This is a genomic window from Pelagibius marinus, from assembly GCF_014925385.1.
Lineage (GTDB): Bacteria > Pseudomonadota > Alphaproteobacteria > Kiloniellales > Kiloniellaceae > Pelagibius > Pelagibius marinus.
In genome coordinates, this window is record NZ_JACSDK010000001.1 from 739,598 (window position 1) to 756,104 (window position 16,507).

Consider the following 16,507-nt stretch of genomic DNA (forward strand, 5'->3'; position numbering starts at 1 on the left):
CCGGGGGGCATCCGAGGGACCGGCGGCGGCCTTGGGTTTGATCCCGCTCGGGCCGCCGGGTATCAGAGAGTGGTTGGTTAGAGTGAGATGAGCGACATGACGGACAGCAAGACCGCCGGAGCTTCTGGGACGCGCGCGAAGGACAAGCCCTGGCTGATCCGCACCTACGCGGGCCATTCCACCGCCGAGGCCTCCAACGCGCTCTACCGCAAGAACCTGGCGCGCGGGCAGACCGGCCTCTCGGTGGCCTTCGACCTGCCGACCCAGACCGGCTACGATTCCGACCATGCCCTGGCCAAGGGCGAGGTCGGCAAGGTCGGCGTGCCCATCAGCCACCTGGGCGACATGGAGAAGCTCTTCGCGGAGATCCCGCTGGAGCGCATGAACACCTCCATGACCATCAACGCCACGGCGCCCTGGTTGCTGGCGCTCTACATCGCCTGCGCGGAAAAGCAGGGCGCCCCGCGCGACCAGCTGACCGGCACGGTGCAGAACGACATCATCAAGGAATATCTCTCGCGCGGGACCTACATCTTCCCGCCGCAGCCCTCGCTGCGCCTCATCACCGACGTGATCGCCTTCACCTACCGCGAAGTGCCGAAGTGGAACCCGACCAACGTCTGCTCCTACCACCTGCAGGAGGCCGGCGCGACGCCGGTGCAGGAGCTGGCCTACGCCCTGGCGACGGCGGTCGCGGTGCTGGATGCGGTCCGCGATTCGGGCCAGGTGCCGCCGGAGGACTTCCCCCGCGTGGTCGGGCGCATCTCCTTCTTCGTCAACGCCGGCCTGCGCTTCATCACCGAGCTTTGCAAGATGCGCGCCTTCACCGAGCTGTGGGACGAGATCTGCCGCGAGCGCTACGGCATCGAGGAAGAGAAGTACCGCCGCTTCCGCTACGGCGTGCAGGTGAACTCCCTGGGCCTCACCGAGCAGCAGCCGGAGAACAACGTCTACCGCATCCTGCTGGAGGCCCTGGCCGTCACCCTGTCGAAGGACGCCCGCGCCCGCGCCGTGCAGCTGCCGGCCTGGAACGAGGCGCTGGGCCTGCCGCGCCCCTGGGACCAGCAGTGGTCCCTGCGCCTGCAGCAGATCCTCGCCTTCGAGACCGACCTGCTGGACTACGACGACATCTTCAACGGCTCGACCGTGATCGACGCCAAGGTCGCGGAGCTGAAGGCCGAGGCGCGCGCGGAGCTGGCCCGCATCGAGGATCTCGGCGGGGCCATCGCCGCGGTGGAGAACGCCTACATGAAGGAGCGCCTGGTGGAGAGCGCCGCCAAGCGCCTGGAGGCCATCGAGACCGGTGCCCAGACCGTGGTCGGCGTCAACGCCTACCAGGACAGCGAGCCCTCGCCGCTGACCCGGGGCGGCGATGGCGGTTTCCTGGCCCCCGACCCGGCGGCCGAGGCCGGGCAGCTCGAGAACCTCAAGGCCTGGCGCGCCGCCCGCGACCAGGGCGCCGTCGACAGGGCCCTGGCCGAACTGGAGGCCGCGGCCAAGGAAGGCGCCAACATCATGGAGCCTTCCATCGCCTGCGCCCATGCCGGCGTGACCACCGGGGAGTGGGGCGAGGTGCTGCGCCGGGTCTTCGGCGAATACCGCGCGCCCACCGGCGTCGGCGGCTCGGCCGCGGCGCACTCCCAGGAGGAAGAGGACGCCCTGGCCCCGGTGCGCGAGCGCGTCGAGAAGGTCTCCCGCCGGCTCGGCCGCCGCCTCAAGATCCTGGTCGGCAAGCCGGGCCTGGACGGTCATTCCAACGGGGCCGAGCAGATCGCCGTGCGCGCTCGCGACGCCGGCTTCGAGGTGGTCTACGAGGGGATCAGGCTGACCCCGGCGCAGATCGTCGGCGCGGCGCTGGAGGAAGGTGTCCACGTCATCGGCCTCTCCATCCTCTCCGGCTCCCACGTCGCCCTGGTCGGCGAGGTGCTGGAGCGCATGGACAAGGCCGGGCTCTCCCGCGTGCCCCTGGTCGCCGGCGGCATCATCCCGCCGGAGGACGAGGCGGCGCTCAAGAAGGCCGGCGTCGCCGCGGTCTACACCCCCAAGGACTACGACCTGACGGCGATCCTGGCCGACATCGTCGACATCGTCGACCGCGCCACCCAGGAAGCGGCCTAGGGGAAGCGGCTTTAGGGGGCGATTGTCCTGGCCACCTTATAGCCGTCGTCCCGGCACTTGATGCCGGGACCCATTGCCAGTTCCGCCACCTCGACCTTCCTGGAGAGGCTCACCGCTTGCCGGCGGCATTGGGTCCCGGGGTCAAGCCCCGGGACGACAGCGAGTATGGATCCCTGCCCTGCGGTTTGCCCCCGTAGCTTTCTCCCGCCAAGCCCGCTAATCTCCCGGCCAATTCAGTCAGGCAGGACGCCCGGGAAGAGGCGGCCTGCGCGCATTTCGGGAGGAGTTCTTATGAAACGCCGTGACTTCGTGAAGGGCGCGGGAAGCGTTGCCTTGGCAGGGGGCGCCGCGGCCAGCCTGGCCGCGCCGGCCGTCGCGCAGGAGCGCATCGAGTGGAACATGGTGATGCCCTGGCCCAAGGGCGCGCCGGGTGTGGGCGTCAACGCCGAGCGCTTCGTCCAGCGGGTCAACGAGATGAGCGGCGGGCGCCTGACCATCAAGCTCTTCGCCGCCGGCGAACTGGTGCCGCCCTTCGACAGCTTCGACGCGGTGCAGAGCGGCACCGCCGATGTGGTGCACGGCACGCCCTACTACTGGGTCGGCAAGTCCAAGGCTTTCAACTACTTCACCACGCTGCCCTTCGGCCTCAACGCCGTCGAGCTGCCGGCCTGGCTGACCTACGGCGGCGGCCAGGAGCTGTGGGAGGAGGCCTACGCCGACTTCGGCATCCAGCCCTTCTATGCCGGCTCCAGCGGCGTGCAGGCCGGCGGCTGGTTCAAGAACGAGATCAACACCTGGGAGGACCTGCAGGGCCTGAAGATCCGCATGGCCGGCCTGGGCGGCGAGGTCATGCGCCGCGCCGGCTCCGTCGTCGTGCTGCTGCCGCCGGGCGAGATCCTGCCGGCCATGCAGTCGGGCGCCATCGACGCGGCGGAGTGGATCGGCCCCTGGAACGACGTCGCCTTCGGCCTGCAGAAGGTGGTGAAGTATTACTACGTGCCCGCCTTCCACGAGCCGGGCCCGGGCCTGGAGATCTCGGTCAACAAGGCGAAGTTCCAGGCCCTGCCCGCCGACCTGCAGGCCATCGTGCGCTACGCGGCCGCGGCCACGGCCCAGGACACCACCACCGACTTCACCTACCACAACATCCAGGCCTTCCGTCCGCTGATCGACGACTACGACGTGGAGCTGCGCAGCTTCCCCGACGAGATCATCAAACGCCTGGGCGAGATCACCATGGAAGTGGTGGCGGAGATCGGCGAGACCGACGACCTGACCCGGAAGATCCACGCCTCCTTCATGGATTTCGCCAAGAAGGCCGCCGATTACGAGGGCGCCTTCGAGGAGACCATGCTGCGCCAGCGCCGGCTGGTCTGGGAGGGCTGACCCCCACCCTAACGCTCGCCCACAACGGGGGAGGGGACGGTTTGCGTCCGCCGAAACAGAATCCCCTCCCCCTCGATGGGGGCGGGCTGGGGAGGGGGTGGAGCCCCAAATTCTGTCATGCTCGGACTTGATCCGAGCATCCAGGGCAGACAGCGGGGCGTCGCCCCTGGGCCCTCGGGACAAGCCCGAGGGTGACGACAAATGCAGGGGCTTCCTTTGGTTAACGCCCCGCCCCGCTTGACAATTCCAGCGCCAGGGCGTTTCATCGGCCCGTTATGAGCAGAAACCTTCTGTCCGCCATCATCATTCGAATTACGGACCCGGCGCCCAAGGGGTAGTCGGGAGTTAGTGATTCGTCTTAGGTGATGTCCGTACAGGAGGGCCAAGTGATGGCCGCTCATCCTTCTCTTTCCGATCTTTCTGACCGAAGTCCTTTCGTCTCCGCCGCGGCCGAGACCGTCTACTGCTTTTCCATCCTCGCCGAGGCCGAGCCCGGGGTCATGCCCCGCGTGCTGGAGCTCTTCGCCAAGCGCGGCCTGGTGCCGACCCGCTGGCACAGCGACGTGACGGGCCCCAAACACCCCGGGGGAGGCCGCGACCTGGCCATCGACGTGCAGGTCGACGGCCTGGACGTGGACACGGGCGACTACATCGCCCGCTGCCTGCGCCAGACCTTCCAGGTCGAGGCGGTGCTGACCTCGCAGAAGCACATTTCTCCACGGCAATAGGCCTCTTGACCATGGAAGCGGAATCCGCTTCCCGGCCCGCGCCGACCCTGCACCTGCTGTGCGGCAAGATCGCCACCGGCAAGTCGACGCTGGCGCGCCGTCTGGCGGAGAGCCCGAAAACCGTGCTGATCAGCGAGGACGACTGGCTGGCGCGGCTCTATCCGGGCGAGATCGCAACGCTGGACGACTACCGGCGTTGCAGCGCGCGCCTGCGTGGCGCCTTGGACGGCCATGTCGTCGCGCTGCTGTGCGCGGGCGTCAGTGTGGTCATGGATTTCCCGGCCAATACCGTCGAGATCCGCGGCTGGTTGCGGCGTCTCTTTGAACGGGCAGGGGCGGCGCATCGCCTGTATTGGCTGGACGTCGCCGACGATGTCTGCAAGCTGCGCCTCGGGCAGAGAAACGCGGCGGGCGGCCATGCCTTTACCCCCAGCGAAGCTGATTTTGATCTCTTCTCCCGTCATTTCCAGCCGCCGACACCGGAGGAAGGCTTTCAGATTGAAACCCTCTACGTGCCGTAGGATGGCGCGCTTTCGTCTTTTCCGTGAGGCCCCATACTCGCGCGCATCTTCGCCAAGCGGAACAGGACGCTCGTTGTGACCGGCACCGGGGGAGTTACCATGCAGTGGCTGATGGAAGACGCCATCACGCCTGACGCCGGGCTCAGCCTTGCGCGCATGACCGTCGCGCCGGGCGTGACCTCCCAGGCGCACCGCCACTCGGATTGCTCCGAGGCGGTGCACCTGCTGGAAGGCAGCGTCGCGCAGCGCCGCGGTGACGACTGGGTGCCCCTGGCGGCGGGCGAGACGCTTCTGATCCCGCCGGGCGCCGTACACCAGACCCGCAACACCGGGCCGGAGACGGCGGTGCTCATGGTCGCCTACTCCAGCGGCGCCAGGATCTACGATCCGGTCGAATAGCGCCTGTCATCAGCTTTTACGGCGCGGGGTTTTCGGCTGCGTTACGACCTTCTATCCTGGCGGCGCACCTTGCTTGAAGGGGGCCTGCGATGCCTCTCAGCCGACCGCCGATCCCCGCCCTGCGGCCCTTTGTCGAACTGATCTGGGCCTCGGAGGGAGCCTCCGCGCCGCCGTCCGTCTCCGATAGCGGACCCCGGCGCGAGCTGGTCCTGCCCACCGGTGCGCTGCACCTCGTGGTCCGCCTCAGCGCGCAGCCGCTGCGGGTCTTTCGCGATTCCGGCGACAGGCAGGGACACAGCGTCAGCACGGCGGTGATCGGTGGCGCTCGCGCGGCGCCCTACCTGCGCGATATTTCCAACCCGGTGCCGAGCCTCGGGGCCCTGTTGCGTCCCGGCGCCGCCGGGCTGCTGGTCGGCGCCCCGGCCAACGCCTTTTCCGGTGCCCACACGCCGCTGGAGGATATCTGGGGCCACGGCGCAGTCGAGGACCTGCGCGACCGCCTGGCCGGGACGGGCTCGGCGGAGCGCCGCCTCGATCTCTTCGAAGCCGCGCTTTTGCAGCGCCTGCCGTCTCTTACCCGCATCGATCCCCGTGTCGCCCTGGCGCTCAGTGGCTTCGCGGCGGCCCGGCCGGTGGCGGCCATGGCCAGCGACCTGGAGATCAGCCATCGGCACTTCACCGCTCTGTTCCGCGAGAGCGTGGGTTTGGCGCCGAAGACCTGGTGCCGTCTCCAGCGCTTCGGGCGGGCCTTGGACCGTCTGGCGGCCGAACCGCAGATCGCCTGGGCCGAACTGGCGGCGGCGGAAGGCTATGCGGACCAGGCGCACTTCGCGCGCGAGTTCCGCGATTTCGCCGGACTTACGCCCGGCGCCTATCGCCGCCGTGCGCCGGCCGCGCCACGGCATGTGCCTCTCTAGGTCGATTTCCTTCAAGACGGCGCGCCGGCCCGCCGCCACAATGCTGCCGACACGTTGTTCAGTCAGGAGGTTTCCCATGGCCGTGCACGAGCTCTTCGTCTATCTGCGCGCCAGGTCGGCGCAGCAGGCGGTCGAATTCTACAAGCAGGTCTTCGGCGCGACGGAGAAGTTCCGCCTGGTCGAGCCCAGCGGGCGCATCGGCCATGTCGAGCTGGAGCTCGGCGGCACCACCCTGATGCTGTCGGACGAGTTTCCCGAGTTCGATATCCATGCGCCCGACCCGGAGGCGCCGGGCAGTTTCTGCATCCACCTGCACGTGGACGACGCCGATGCCCTGATCGACAAGGCCGTGGCCGCCGGTGCGCGCCTGATCCGCGCGCCCCAGGACCATTTCTACGGCGAGCGTTCCGGCACCCTGCGCGATCCTTTCGGCTACGACTGGCTGATCGGCCATTCCATCGAGGCGGTGGAGCCTGAGGAAATGCAGCGCCGCTACACGGCGATGCTCTCGGGTGGGGAGTAAGGCGCCTGCCGGCCCGCTTCAGCGCTTGCGGCGGTAGTGGTAGCGGTGCAGCTCGGTCGTGAAGCCGAGGGAGCGGTAAAGGCCGATGGCCGGCGCGTTGTCGGCGACCACCTGCAGGCAGACGCCATAGGCGCCTTCGTCCTTGGCCCACTGCAGCAGCCGCCCCACGGTCCGGCGGGCGTAGCCCTGCCGGCGCTTCGCCTTGTCGGTGACCACGGACTCGATCACGCCCAGGCCGTTGCAGACCACGCCATAGGCCAGCGCGGCGATCTCGCGCTTCGCGTAGGTCGTGGCGAAGGCGCGGGGCAGCAGCAGGCTGCCCAGCATGGCCTCGTAGATTCGCGATTCCGCGGCACCCACCTCGCTGAACTCGGCGCGGGCCTGCAGCCAGTCCGCGCCGGGCACGATGGCCAGTTCGGTCGTCTTCTCCGAAGAGATCGCGAAGCCGTCGATGTCGCCGTAGAGGGTGAGCGTCTCGCCTTCCGGGGCATAGCCGTTTCTGTCCAGCACGGCGTCCGTCTCCTCGACGAAGGAGAGCACGCGGAACAGCGGCGTTTGCCCGAAGGCGCCGTAGATGGTTTCGACGGTCGGGAGGATCGCGCTGGGATCGCTGGCGCCGCCGCGGATCGGGTTGACCGAGTTGGGCCGTCGGTGACCGCCGCCAGCCGCACGCAGCAGCCAGCCTTCCAGCAGCAGCTCGCGCGGCGCCGGCCAGGCGGCCATGCAGGCTTCTTCGGCGCGCCAGCTCAGGTCGGTGGGGTCCATTTGGCCTCTCTTCATTTCTGCCGGATTCAGCTATAGCCGCTTTCCCGGCGCCTGGGGACCCCCGACGTCAGCAAAACCCGTAGCCATCCCCGCCGCCAGGACGTAGCCTCCGCGCCATGAGCTACCTGGACCGTATCCGCGCCTGCCATCGCTGGCGGGCGGAAGACTACCTTCCCTTCCTGCTGGCGGGCGATCCCCGGCCGCTGGGCTGGGTGACGCCGGGCTTCGCCGGCCGCCTGCACGATTTCCCGGAGGCCTTCGAGGTTTCCGAGGCGGCCGTCACCCTGCCGGCGCGCCACGGCGACTTCGAGTCGCGCTCGGCGGTGCTGAAGGAGGTGCTGTGGAAGCTGCACAGCGAGGGCGAGGTTCCCGCCTGGCGCGGCGAGGACTACGGCATCTGCCGGCGCTGGGGCGCGGCGGTGCTCTTCAAGATGGAGCGTGGCGCGGTGCCCCTCTTCGGCCTGCCGGCCTACGGCATCCACGTGAACGGCTATGTGAAGACGCCGGAAGGTCCGCAGCTCTGGGTCGGGCGGCGCTCGCGTCACAAGACGCTGGCGCCTGGCAAGCTCGACCACCTGGTCGCCGGCGGGCAGCCCTATGGTTTGAGTTTGATGGAGAACGTCGTCAAGGAAGCGGCGGAGGAGGCCAGCGTGCCCGAGGACCTCGCCCGCCGCGCCCGGCCGGCGGGGGCGCTCGGCTATCTCTGCGCCCGGCCCGAGGGCCAGCGCAACGACGTGCTGTTCATCTACGACCTTGAACTGCCCGCCGACTTCGTGCCGACGCCCAACGACGACGAGGTGGAGGAATTCTTCCTCTGGCCGATGGAGAAGATCCTGGAGCGTTTGAAGGACAGCGACGACTTCAAGTTCAACGTCGCCCTGGTGAACCTCGATTTCGCCCTGCGCCACGGTGTGCTGACCCCGGACGACGAGCCCGAGTACCAGGCCATCGTCGAGGGCCTGCAGGGGCGCTTCGCGGACTAGCGCATTCTGATATCTGCTGTCATGGTGCGGCAATGACGCTTGTGAATATCATATCGGAAGCTTGGGGCTGGACCGGCATCCGCCCGCGCCGGATCGTGGACCGGAACGCATTCGGCAATCTGCTGATCGAGGATCACGAGGAGAAGTACTGGCGCATTTGTCCGGAGGAACTGTCGTGTTCCGTGGTCGCCGGCGGTACCGTTGAATTTCAGCAGCTGATCGAGGATGCGGAGTTCCGGAGAGACTGGCAGATGGCGGCACTTGTCGCCGAGGCTGAGGCTGAACTGGGCGAACCGGAAGAGGGGCGCTGTTTCTGCCTCAAGATTCCCGCCGTTGTCGGTGGTGCCTATACGATGGCCAACATTGGACAGATTTGCCTGGAGGAGCTGATCGGCTTTTCAGGCGACTTCGCTGAGCAGATCAAGGACCTTCCCGACGGAGCCCGGATAAGGCTCAAAGTGGTCGAGTGATTTTCCAGGCCTAAGCCCTCGCCGCCAAACGCCGCTCGCGGCCGTCGGCCAGGATCATGTCGCTGGCCTTTTCGGCGATCATGATGGTCGGCGCGTTGGTGTTGCCGGAGACCACGCAGGGCATGATCGAGGCGTCGACCACGCGCAGGCCCTCCAGCCCCTGCACGCGCAGGCGCTCATCCACCACGGAAGATTCATCGCGGCCCATCTTGCAGGTGCTGGTGGGGTGGTAGATGGTCTGGCTGATGCTGCGCGCCGCCTCCAGCAGCTCCGCGTCGCTCTCGACCTGCGCCCCCGGCGTCATCTCGCTCTCGATCAGCGGCGCCAGGGTATCGGTGGCGGCGAAGGCGCGGATGAGGCGCATGCCGGCCACGGTGACCTGCTGGTCCTTCACGGTGGCAAGGTAATTGGGATGGATCGCCGGATGGTCCTGGGCGAAGGGGCTGCGCAGTTCGATGACGCCGCGGCTTTCCGGGCGCAGCTGGCAGGTCGAGCAGGTGAAGGCGGAGAAGCGGTGCAGCCCGTCGCCCGGCTTGTCGGCGCTCAAGGGCTGCAGGTGGAACTGGATGTCCGGCGTCGCCACCTCCGGCGAGGTGCGCGCGAAGACGCAGACCTGGCTGGCGCCCATGGTCAGCGGCCCGCGCCGGAAGAAGATGTAGTCCAGCCCCATCAGCATCTTCTTGAAGGGGTTGTGCACCTGGTCGTTCATAGTGATGGGGTCTTTGGTCTTGAAGACCAGGCGCACCTGCAGGTGGTCCTGCAGGTTGCGGCCGACGCCGGCCAGGTCGTGCACCACCGGGATGTCGAAGCCCTGCAGCTGCGCGCCGGGGCCGACGCCGGAGAGCAGCAGGATCTGCGGTGAGCCGATGGCGCCGGCGGAAAGGATCACCTCGCCACGGCAACGCGCTTCTCGCGGCACGCCCTTGCGGCGGTAGGCGACGCCCAGGGCGCGGCGTCCTTCGAAGAGCACCCGCTCTGTCTGGGCGTGGGTGACGATCTCCAGGTTCGGGCGGCCGCGCGCCGGGTTCAGGTAGCCGACGGCGGTGCTGCAGCGCCGCCCGTTCCTGGCCGTGAGCTGGAAGTAGCCGGCGCCTTCCTGCTCGGCGCCGTTGAAGTCGTCGCGCGGCGGAATGCCCAGCTCGCCCGCTGCCTCGATGAACTTGTCGCAGAGCTCGCGCCGGATGCGCATGTCGGAGACCGCCAGCGGGCCGCCGGCGCCGTGGTAGTCGTCGGCGCCGCGCTCCTGGTCCTCGGCGCGGACGAAGTAGGGCAGCACGTCGTCATAGGACCAGCCGACGTTGCCGAGCTGGCGCCAGTGGTCGTAATCCTCCTTCTGGCCGCGGATGTAGAGCAGGCCGTTGATGGAGGAGGAGCCGCCCAGCACCCGGCCGCGCGGCCAGTCGAGGCGGCGCCCGTTCAGCCCCGGGTCCGGCTCGGTCTTGTAGCACCAGTCGGTCCGGGGGTCGTGCATGGTCTTGAAATAGCCGACCGGCACGTGGATCCAGGGGTTCCAGTCGCGCCCGCCGGCCTCCAGCAGCAGCACCCGGTTCGCCGGGTCGGCGGAAAGGCGGTTGGCCAGCACGCAGCCCGCCGAGCCGCCGCCGACGATGATGTAGTCGTAGGCCCCGGCACCGCCTGCGTCTCTCTCCGGCGCGGCGTCGCGGCGCTGTGTCTCGGGCGTGGCGCTGCTCTGATCCTCGGCGATCACCTGCTGATTCCTCCCTCGCGCGTTCCCCCGGGCCTGCCCTTTCCGAAGGAACAACATTCGATCGTTGGTGCTCCCTGTGGGGCACGAATATTACATATCGCTTGATTTCCGCTCACGCAATCGCAATAATGAAACTATAAGTCTCGTTAAATGAGAAACACGCTAATAACTAGCGGCCGTTGGCCAAATGCCTTCGGGGAAATGGGAGGAACCATGCTTAGCGATAAACTGAAGCAGGTATCGCGCCGCGACCTGCTGCGCCTGACCAAGCAGTACGGCATCTCGTCAACTTTGCTGGCGGCCGGCTCCATGACCGGTCTCATCACCACGGCGCGTCTGGCCGAGGCGGCCAACTCGACCTACGAGAAGCGCTTCAAGACCGAGCCGAAGTTCACGCTGAAGTTCGGCGCGGCGGGCTTCAACGAGCGCAACCTGCTGATCGAGCGCGCCGGCTGCCTGCAGTTCGCCGCCGACCTGGAGGAGCGCACCGACGGCGCCATCCGCATCGAGTTCATCGGCTCCAACCAGATCTGCGGCCAGCTCAACTGCGTGAAGAAGACGCAGCAGGGCATCGTCGACATCTTCGCCGCCTCGACCCAGAACTCGGCCGGCGGCGCGCCCTACCTCAACGTGCTCGACTACGCCTATATGTTCCCGAGCCGCGCTGCGCAGTACTACTTCCTCTACCACCCGGGCAGCGAGAAGGTGCTGCGCGAGCCGCTGCGCCAGCGCCATAACCTGGAGTTCCTGTTCAGCCACGCGGAGCTGCGCGGCATCCAGCTGGGCCTCAAGTGGAAGGACAAGCCGCTGGTCACCAAGGTCGGCGACCTGGCGGGCACCAAGAACCGCGTCACCGGCACGCAGCTGGGCCGCATCGCCATGGAACTGATGAACCTGAACCCGACGCCGATCGCCTGGGAGGAAACCCTGGACGGCCTGAAGCAGGGCCTCATCGACGGCGCCGAGACCTGGGCTTCGGCCGTGGCCTACGCCAACATGTCGCCGGTGGTCTCCCAGGTCGTGAACCTGGAGTTCTTCTGCGGCACCGAGCACACGGCCATGAGCACCAAGGTCTTCGACAAGCTGGGCGGCGAACTGCAGGACGCGGTGCGCGAATCCGCCTACCTGACCCAGGTGCATGTCCAGGCGGCCAACGAGGCGGCGCTGGTCAAGACCGTCGGCTTCTCCGATCCGCAGATGCCGGGCACGATCTTCGACAAGAACGGCACGCGCGTTTCCATGCTGACCGACGAAGCGCGGCGCGAGGCCGAGGAGATGTGCTCGCCGGAGTTCCAGCCGGCGGCCTGGGAGCAGTGGCGCGAACGGCTCAACGGTTGGGCCGGCGGGATGGACACCTACAAGTTCATCTACGACATCGCCCGCGAGATCCCCAAGGACACGCTGCCGGAGAACGTCGAACCCCGGCGCTGGTGGAAGGCCTGAGGCCCTCCTACGGCATCGGTTCGCGACCCGGCGGGGGCGCAATGGCTTTCCGTTCCCCCGCCGACCCTCCCCCGGCAACGACCAATGCCGTAGACTCGATTCGGGCATCAACCGCGGTTTTGACGACGTGCCCCGGCTGGTCCCGGATCACTTTTCTTCTTTGCTAGCCCGTTCCGGGTTCAGGGGATTCTGACGAGAGCATTATGGCGGTCATGCGGTGGCTCGACGCGAACGTCGAGAAGATCCTTATCCTGGTCTGCTATGTATCGATGGCCGGGATCATTTTCGTCGAGGTGATCCGGCGCTTCCTGTTCAACGAGCAGGTCGCCTGGAGCACCACGGTGCCGGTCTACCTCTTCCTGTGGATCGTCTGGCTGGGCTGCGCCTACAACGTGAAGATCCGCGCCCACCTGCGCTTCGACGAACTGCGCCTGCGCCTGCCTTACGCCGGGCAGTTCCTCTGCCTCTGCCTCGACGCGCTGCTGTGGATCACCTTCGCCGCCATCGTCATCGTCTACACCAGCGAGCAGGTCTGGCTGTCCTACGACAACTTCGCCATCGTGCAGGGCACCGACGACGTCATGCAATGGTGGTTCTACATGGCCACGCCCTTTGCCTGGAGCGTCCTGGTGATCCGCGTGCTGCAGAACCTCTGGCATGACCTGAAGCTCTTCCGCCGCGGCGAGCCCTTCAATCTCAAAGCCAACATCTTCGGGGATTGAGGGCGCCATGGACGGACTCTGGATCATTCTCATCTCTTTCGGCGTCACCATCCTCTTCGCCCTGGGGGTGCCGATCTTCCTGGTCATCGGCTACTGGGTGGTGGGTGTCAGCCTGGTCATCGACTTCACCCTGGCCAACATCGGCGTCACCCTCTACGAGGGGCTGAACTACTTCGGGCTGCTGGCGCTGCCGCTGTTCATCATGACCGGCGACCTCATCAAGTCGGCGGGCATCGCCAAGCGACTCTCCGATTTCGCCTACTCGATCCTCGGCTGGCTGCGCGGCGGCCTCGCCATGGCCTCGCTGGGCGCCTGCGGCATGTTCGCCGCCATCTCCGGCTCCAACTCGGCGACCACCGCGACCATCGGCTCGATCATGCACCCGGAGATGACCAAGGGCGGCTACGAGCCGACCTTTGCCGCGGCCACGGCGGCGGCGGGCGGCACGGTAGGTATCATCATCCCGCCGTCCATCATCTTCATCGTCTACGGGTTCCTCATGAACCTGTCGATCAGCGACCTCTTCATCGGCGGCCTCATTCCCGGCTGTCTCATGGTCATCGCCATGCAGGGCGCCTGCTGGGTCATCTGCCAGAGGAACGGCTGGGGACACCTGATCCAGTTCCGCCTGCTGCGCAGCCTGAAGACGGCGCTGGGGGCCTGGCTGGGTTTCTTTGCCATCCTGCTGGTGATCTGGGGCATCTACAGCGGCGCCTTCTCGCCGACCGAGGCGGCGGGGGTGACAGCGGGCTTCTGCATGATCGCCGGCCTGGTCATGTATCCCATCGCGCGCCGGCTGCACCACAGCCAGCCGGGCGACACGCCGGGGGCGCTGCCCGACGACGCCGGCTTCTTGGCGCGCCTGATCATTCCCGGCTTCAGCCTCACCGAGCTGCCCGCCATCATCATGCGCTCCGGCCAGATCACCGGCCTGCTGGCGCCGCTGATCGCGGTCTCGGTGGTGATGCAGCAGATCCTCTCGCTGCTGGGCGCCGACGCCTTCGTCACCGAGATGCTGAGCGCGCTGGGCGGCTACTACGCCGTGCTCTTCGCCTGCATGGCCATCGTGCTGGTCGCCGGCACGGTGCTGGAATCTCTGCCCAACACCATCATCCTGGCGCCCATCCTGGCGCCGATCGCCGCCAGCATCGGCGTCGACCCGATCCACTTCGCGGTGATCTTCCTGGTCGGCGACGCCATCGGCTTCATCACCCCGCCTTACGGGCTGAACCTCTATGTCGCCAGCGGCATCACCGGGATCCCCTATTTCCGTCTGCTCAAGTACACCATGCCCTACCTGGGCGCGCTGGTCGTCGCCTGGCTGCTGATCGCTTTCATTCCGGAACTCTCGACCATCCTGCTGGTGAACAAGGGTGCCGGCGTTTACCAGCTGCAGTAGTGGAAGCGGCCCCGGGGTCGGAGGGAGAGTTGCGTCGCCGCGGGCGGCGGTGTAGCAACAGAAACGCGTGGGAGGTGCAGTAGTCTTGGACAAGCCGCAAGCGGCGAAATCACGGTCGGCCCGCGTGCTGCAGCTTCTGGAGCTGGTGGCGCGCATGGACCGTCCCGCCTCGGTGCAGGAGATCACCGAGCTGAGCGGCCTGCCCAAAGCCACGGCCTACCGCATCTGTGCGGCCCTGGAGAACGACGGCTACCTGCGTAAGGAGTTCGGCGGCCGCGGCCTGGTGGCGGGTCCGCGCCTCTTGAGCCTGGCGCGTAACCTCATCGGCGGCTCCGGCCTGGCCACGGTGCGCCACGCCGTGCTCTCGGCCGCGGCCAAGCGCATCGGCGAGACCTGCAACCTCTCCATGCCCCAGGACGGCGAGATGGTCTACCTGGACCGCGTCGAGGCCGAATGGCCGCTGCGCCTGCAGCTGCCGGTGGGCACGAAGGTGCCGCTGCACTGCACGGCCGCCGGCAAGCTCTACCTCTCAAGCCTCTCGCCGGCGCCGCGCGCCGCCCTGCTGCGCAGCCTGAAGCTCGACAGGCACACACCCAACTCCGTCACCGATCCCGAGGCCCTGAACACGGCGCTGGACGACATCCGCAAGAACGGCGTCGGCATCGACAACGAGGAGTTCCTGGAGGGCATGGTCGCGGTGGCGGTGCCGGTCACCGACGGCGGCGGGCGCTTCTTCGCCGCCCTAGCGGTCCATGCCCCGGTGATGCGCATGAGCCTGGAGGAGGCCATGCAGCACGTTCCGGTGCTGCGCGAAGCCGCGGCCGAACTCTCCACCCTCGCCGCCGACGTCAGAGCCGCCGAGGCGGCGGAGAGCTAGTTCTCCCGAAACGCCCGGCGGCGATCACCCGCCGCCCTGTTCCGCCTTATAGGCCCTCAAGCGTGCTTCGATGTCCTCGACGCTGCCGCCCTCGTCGACGGCCTGGCGGATGACCGGGATGGGCAGGCCCTCGGCGGCTTCGAAGTCCTTGGCGCCGCCGCCCTGCTTGGCGTAGTCCGGCGGCACCTTGAAGCGCGGGATGTCCTCGCGCAGCGACGTGGTCAGCACGGACTCGAAGGTCGGCGCCACGGCGACCCGCTTGCCGAGGCCGGCGCCAGCCGGATCCACACCCTGCCATCTGAGGATGCTGGCGATCAGCGAGGTGTGGTCGTAGGGATACTTGCTGTCGGCCGGCGCGCGGAACACCGTGCCCGCGGGAATCCAGGGCGAGGCCAGGACCGTTGGCACGCGCACGCCGTAGCGGTCGAACTGGAAGCCGTTGGGGCCGCTGTGGCTGTCCGGCTTCACCGCGCCCCAGCCGGGGTCGACGTGATCGTAAGTGCCGCCGTGCTCGTCGAAGGTGACGATCAGCAGCGTGCTGGCCCAGGCTTTCGGATTGGCGGTCAGCGCGTTGTAGATGTCGTTGAGGAAGGCTTCGCCGGGCCCGACCCAGGTCGGCGGGTGATAGTCGTCGCCCTGCTTGCCGATGAAGGTGTCGGGCAGGCCCTTGCCGTAGCCCCAGGCGGGTTCGATGTAGGTGAAGGCGGGCAGGATGGCGGCCTTGGCGCGCTTGAAAAAGGTGTCCATCGTCGCGATCTCGCTCCAGGCGGCGGTCTTCTTCGCGTCGTCGATGAAGGGGAAGCTGTATTCGGTGTAGCACTTGCCGTCTTTCCAGGGGTCCTTGTAGTAGATCCCCCAGCTCACGTTCTTGGGCAAGGCGTTCCAGATGGTCTTGGTCTTGAACTGCTCGACCGCCGAGACGTGCAGGTTCTTCACCCGTCCCAGCGAGGTGCCGCAGAGGCTGAAGGCGCGGTTGGGGTTGGTCTGCGTCGGCACCGAGGAGAACCAGCGGTCGCTGACGGCGTAGGCGCCGGCCAGCCCGCTGAGCGCGGGCAGCTGCTTCGTGTCGTAGGCGCCCATCACCTCGCCCAGTTCCGACCAGCTTTCGTAGACCGAGTCGAAGTCGTAGGCGAAGCCCTTCATGTGGGCCGGCGTGCCAGGCTTCACGTCGGGCATCTTGCCCTTGCCGTCGGCGAAGAGCTGCACCGTCACGTGCTCGAAAGGCTCGTTGGGATCGAGCCGCGGCACGCGCAGCGGCTGCACGGCCTTTTCGGTGCCCTGGGCCACCGGCAGCTTCTTGCCCTTGTAGTCGTTGTAGTAGCCGCCGCCGGAAAGGCCGTCGAAAGTGCTGCCGCTGCCCGGCGGCACGATGCGGCTCGGTTTGCTGCCGTCGTAGAGCCAGCCCAGCAGGTTGTCGAGGGAGCGGTTCTCCAGCATGACCACGACGACGTGGCTGATCTGCTCCATGATCCGCGTGGTTTCCATGGGCGGCCTCCCTTTCGCACACACCTCGGAGTTTGGGTGTGTGTTTTTTGCTACTCAGGGTCG

The 16,507-nt window shown here is 67.5% G+C and carries 16 protein-coding genes; 13 read left to right on the forward strand and 3 right to left on the reverse strand.

Going from position 1 to position 16,507, the window contains the following annotated elements; genetic code table 11:
- The first annotated feature begins 96 nt into the window (after positions 1-96).
- The 7 genes from H7X47_RS03645 (at position 97) to H7X47_RS03675 (ending at position 6,592) form a co-directional block, all read left to right on the forward strand.
- Positions 97-2,118, forward strand: a complete 2,022-nt coding sequence (locus H7X47_RS03645) for a protein meaA (RefSeq protein WP_227010135.1) — start codon at positions 97-99, stop codon at positions 2,116-2,118.
- 291 nt (positions 2,119-2,409) lie between these two features.
- The gene (locus H7X47_RS03650) at positions 2,410-3,504 is read left to right on the forward strand and encodes a TRAP transporter substrate-binding protein (protein ID WP_193367225.1); all 1,095 of its coding nucleotides are present in this window, start codon (positions 2,410-2,412) and stop codon (positions 3,502-3,504) included.
- A gap of 389 nt (positions 3,505-3,893) precedes the next feature.
- Positions 3,894-4,232: an ACT-like domain-containing protein gene (locus tag H7X47_RS03655; RefSeq protein ID WP_193367226.1), complete on the forward strand. Its 339-nt coding sequence runs from the start codon at positions 3,894-3,896 to the stop codon at positions 4,230-4,232.
- A gap of 11 nt (positions 4,233-4,243) precedes the next feature.
- Positions 4,244-4,753: a P-loop nucleotide/nucleoside kinase family protein gene (locus H7X47_RS03660; protein ID WP_193367545.1), complete on the forward strand. Its 510-nt coding sequence runs from the start codon at positions 4,244-4,246 to the stop codon at positions 4,751-4,753.
- Positions 4,754-4,828: 75 nt separating this feature from the next.
- The gene (locus tag H7X47_RS03665; protein ID WP_319633520.1) at positions 4,829-5,152 is read left to right on the forward strand and encodes a dimethylsulfonioproprionate lyase family protein; all 324 of its coding nucleotides are present in this window, start codon (positions 4,829-4,831) and stop codon (positions 5,150-5,152) included.
- 89 nt (positions 5,153-5,241) lie between these two features.
- Positions 5,242-6,069, forward strand: coding sequence for an AraC family transcriptional regulator (locus H7X47_RS03670; protein WP_193367228.1), 828 nt, complete (start codon positions 5,242-5,244; stop codon positions 6,067-6,069).
- A 76-nt stretch (positions 6,070-6,145) separates the two neighbouring features.
- Positions 6,146-6,592 (forward strand): VOC family protein, encoded by a 447-nt coding sequence (locus tag H7X47_RS03675; protein WP_193367229.1) that lies wholly within the window; start codon positions 6,146-6,148, stop codon positions 6,590-6,592.
- Positions 6,593-6,610: 18 nt separating this feature from the next.
- Here the strand turns inward: H7X47_RS03675 and H7X47_RS03680 are convergent, their stop codons facing one another.
- On the reverse strand, positions 6,611-7,357 hold the full coding sequence (locus tag H7X47_RS03680; RefSeq protein ID WP_193367230.1) for a GNAT family N-acetyltransferase: 747 nt from the start codon (positions 7,355-7,357) through the stop codon (positions 6,611-6,613).
- Positions 7,358-7,473: 116 nt separating this feature from the next.
- Here H7X47_RS03680 and H7X47_RS03685 point away from each other — a divergent pair, with 116 nt between their 5' ends.
- Together H7X47_RS03685 and H7X47_RS03690 are read left to right on the forward strand one after the other, a co-directional pair.
- Positions 7,474-8,340, forward strand: coding sequence for an NUDIX hydrolase (locus tag H7X47_RS03685; protein WP_193367231.1), 867 nt, complete (start codon positions 7,474-7,476; stop codon positions 8,338-8,340).
- Positions 8,341-8,372: 32 nt separating this feature from the next.
- A complete protein-coding gene (locus tag H7X47_RS03690; RefSeq protein ID WP_193367232.1) occupies positions 8,373-8,810 on the forward strand; it encodes a T6SS immunity protein Tdi1 domain-containing protein in 438 nt (145 codons plus the stop codon).
- 10 nt (positions 8,811-8,820) lie between these two features.
- On the opposite strand, the gene H7X47_RS03695 is transcribed toward H7X47_RS03690, so the two are convergent.
- Complete coding sequence (locus H7X47_RS03695; protein ID WP_322096450.1) at positions 8,821-10,518, reverse strand: GMC family oxidoreductase; 1,698 nt, start codon at positions 10,516-10,518, stop codon at positions 8,821-8,823.
- 213 nt (positions 10,519-10,731) lie between these two features.
- Between H7X47_RS03695 and H7X47_RS03700 the strand changes: the two genes are divergently transcribed.
- The 4 genes from H7X47_RS03700 to H7X47_RS03715 all read left to right on the forward strand — a co-directional run bounded on the left by H7X47_RS03700 (position 10,732) and on the right by H7X47_RS03715 (position 14,959).
- Positions 10,732-11,961 (forward strand): TRAP transporter substrate-binding protein, encoded by a 1,230-nt coding sequence (locus H7X47_RS03700; protein ID WP_227010136.1) that lies wholly within the window; start codon positions 10,732-10,734, stop codon positions 11,959-11,961.
- A 203-nt stretch (positions 11,962-12,164) separates the two neighbouring features.
- Entirely contained in the window at positions 12,165-12,683 is a 519-nt protein-coding gene (locus H7X47_RS03705) for a TRAP transporter small permease (protein ID WP_193367235.1), read from the forward strand.
- A 7-nt stretch (positions 12,684-12,690) separates the two neighbouring features.
- On the forward strand, positions 12,691-14,082 hold the full coding sequence (locus tag H7X47_RS03710) for a TRAP transporter large permease (RefSeq protein ID WP_193367236.1): 1,392 nt from the start codon (positions 12,691-12,693) through the stop codon (positions 14,080-14,082).
- Positions 14,083-14,167: 85 nt separating this feature from the next.
- Complete coding sequence (locus H7X47_RS03715) at positions 14,168-14,959, forward strand: IclR family transcriptional regulator (protein WP_193367237.1); 792 nt, start codon at positions 14,168-14,170, stop codon at positions 14,957-14,959.
- A gap of 24 nt (positions 14,960-14,983) precedes the next feature.
- Here H7X47_RS03715 and H7X47_RS03720 read toward each other — a convergent pair whose 3' ends face one another.
- Positions 14,984-16,444 carry an alkaline phosphatase family protein gene (locus tag H7X47_RS03720; RefSeq protein WP_193367238.1) on the reverse strand — a complete coding sequence of 487 codons (1,461 nt, stop codon included), beginning with the start codon at positions 16,442-16,444 and terminating at the stop codon, positions 14,984-14,986.
- Positions 16,445-16,507: the final 63 nt, after the last annotated feature.

Coding starts and splice junctions, on each gene's coding strand:
- H7X47_RS03645 (WP_227010135.1), top strand. CDS start 97: ATGACGGACAGCAAGACCGCCGGAGCTTCTGGGACGCGCGCGAAGGAC.
- H7X47_RS03650 (WP_193367225.1), top strand. CDS start 2,410: ATGAAACGCCGTGACTTCGTGAAGGGCGCGGGAAGCGTTGCCTTGGCA.
- H7X47_RS03655 (WP_193367226.1), top strand. CDS start 3,894: ATGGCCGCTCATCCTTCTCTTTCCGATCTTTCTGACCGAAGTCCTTTC.
- H7X47_RS03660 (WP_193367545.1), top strand. CDS start 4,244: ATGGAAGCGGAATCCGCTTCCCGGCCCGCGCCGACCCTGCACCTGCTG.
- H7X47_RS03670 (WP_193367228.1), top strand. CDS start 5,242: ATGCCTCTCAGCCGACCGCCGATCCCCGCCCTGCGGCCCTTTGTCGAA.
- H7X47_RS03675 (WP_193367229.1), top strand. CDS start 6,146: ATGGCCGTGCACGAGCTCTTCGTCTATCTGCGCGCCAGGTCGGCGCAG.
- H7X47_RS03680 (WP_193367230.1), bottom strand. CDS start 7,357: ATGGACCCCACCGACCTGAGCTGGCGCGCCGAAGAAGCCTGCATGGCC.
- H7X47_RS03685 (WP_193367231.1), top strand. CDS start 7,474: ATGAGCTACCTGGACCGTATCCGCGCCTGCCATCGCTGGCGGGCGGAA.
- H7X47_RS03690 (WP_193367232.1), top strand. CDS start 8,373: ATGACGCTTGTGAATATCATATCGGAAGCTTGGGGCTGGACCGGCATC.
- H7X47_RS03700 (WP_227010136.1), top strand. CDS start 10,732: ATGCTTAGCGATAAACTGAAGCAGGTATCGCGCCGCGACCTGCTGCGC.
- H7X47_RS03705 (WP_193367235.1), top strand. CDS start 12,165: ATGGCGGTCATGCGGTGGCTCGACGCGAACGTCGAGAAGATCCTTATC.
- H7X47_RS03710 (WP_193367236.1), top strand. CDS start 12,691: ATGGACGGACTCTGGATCATTCTCATCTCTTTCGGCGTCACCATCCTC.
- H7X47_RS03720 (WP_193367238.1), bottom strand. CDS start 16,444: ATGGAAACCACGCGGATCATGGAGCAGATCAGCCACGTCGTCGTGGTC.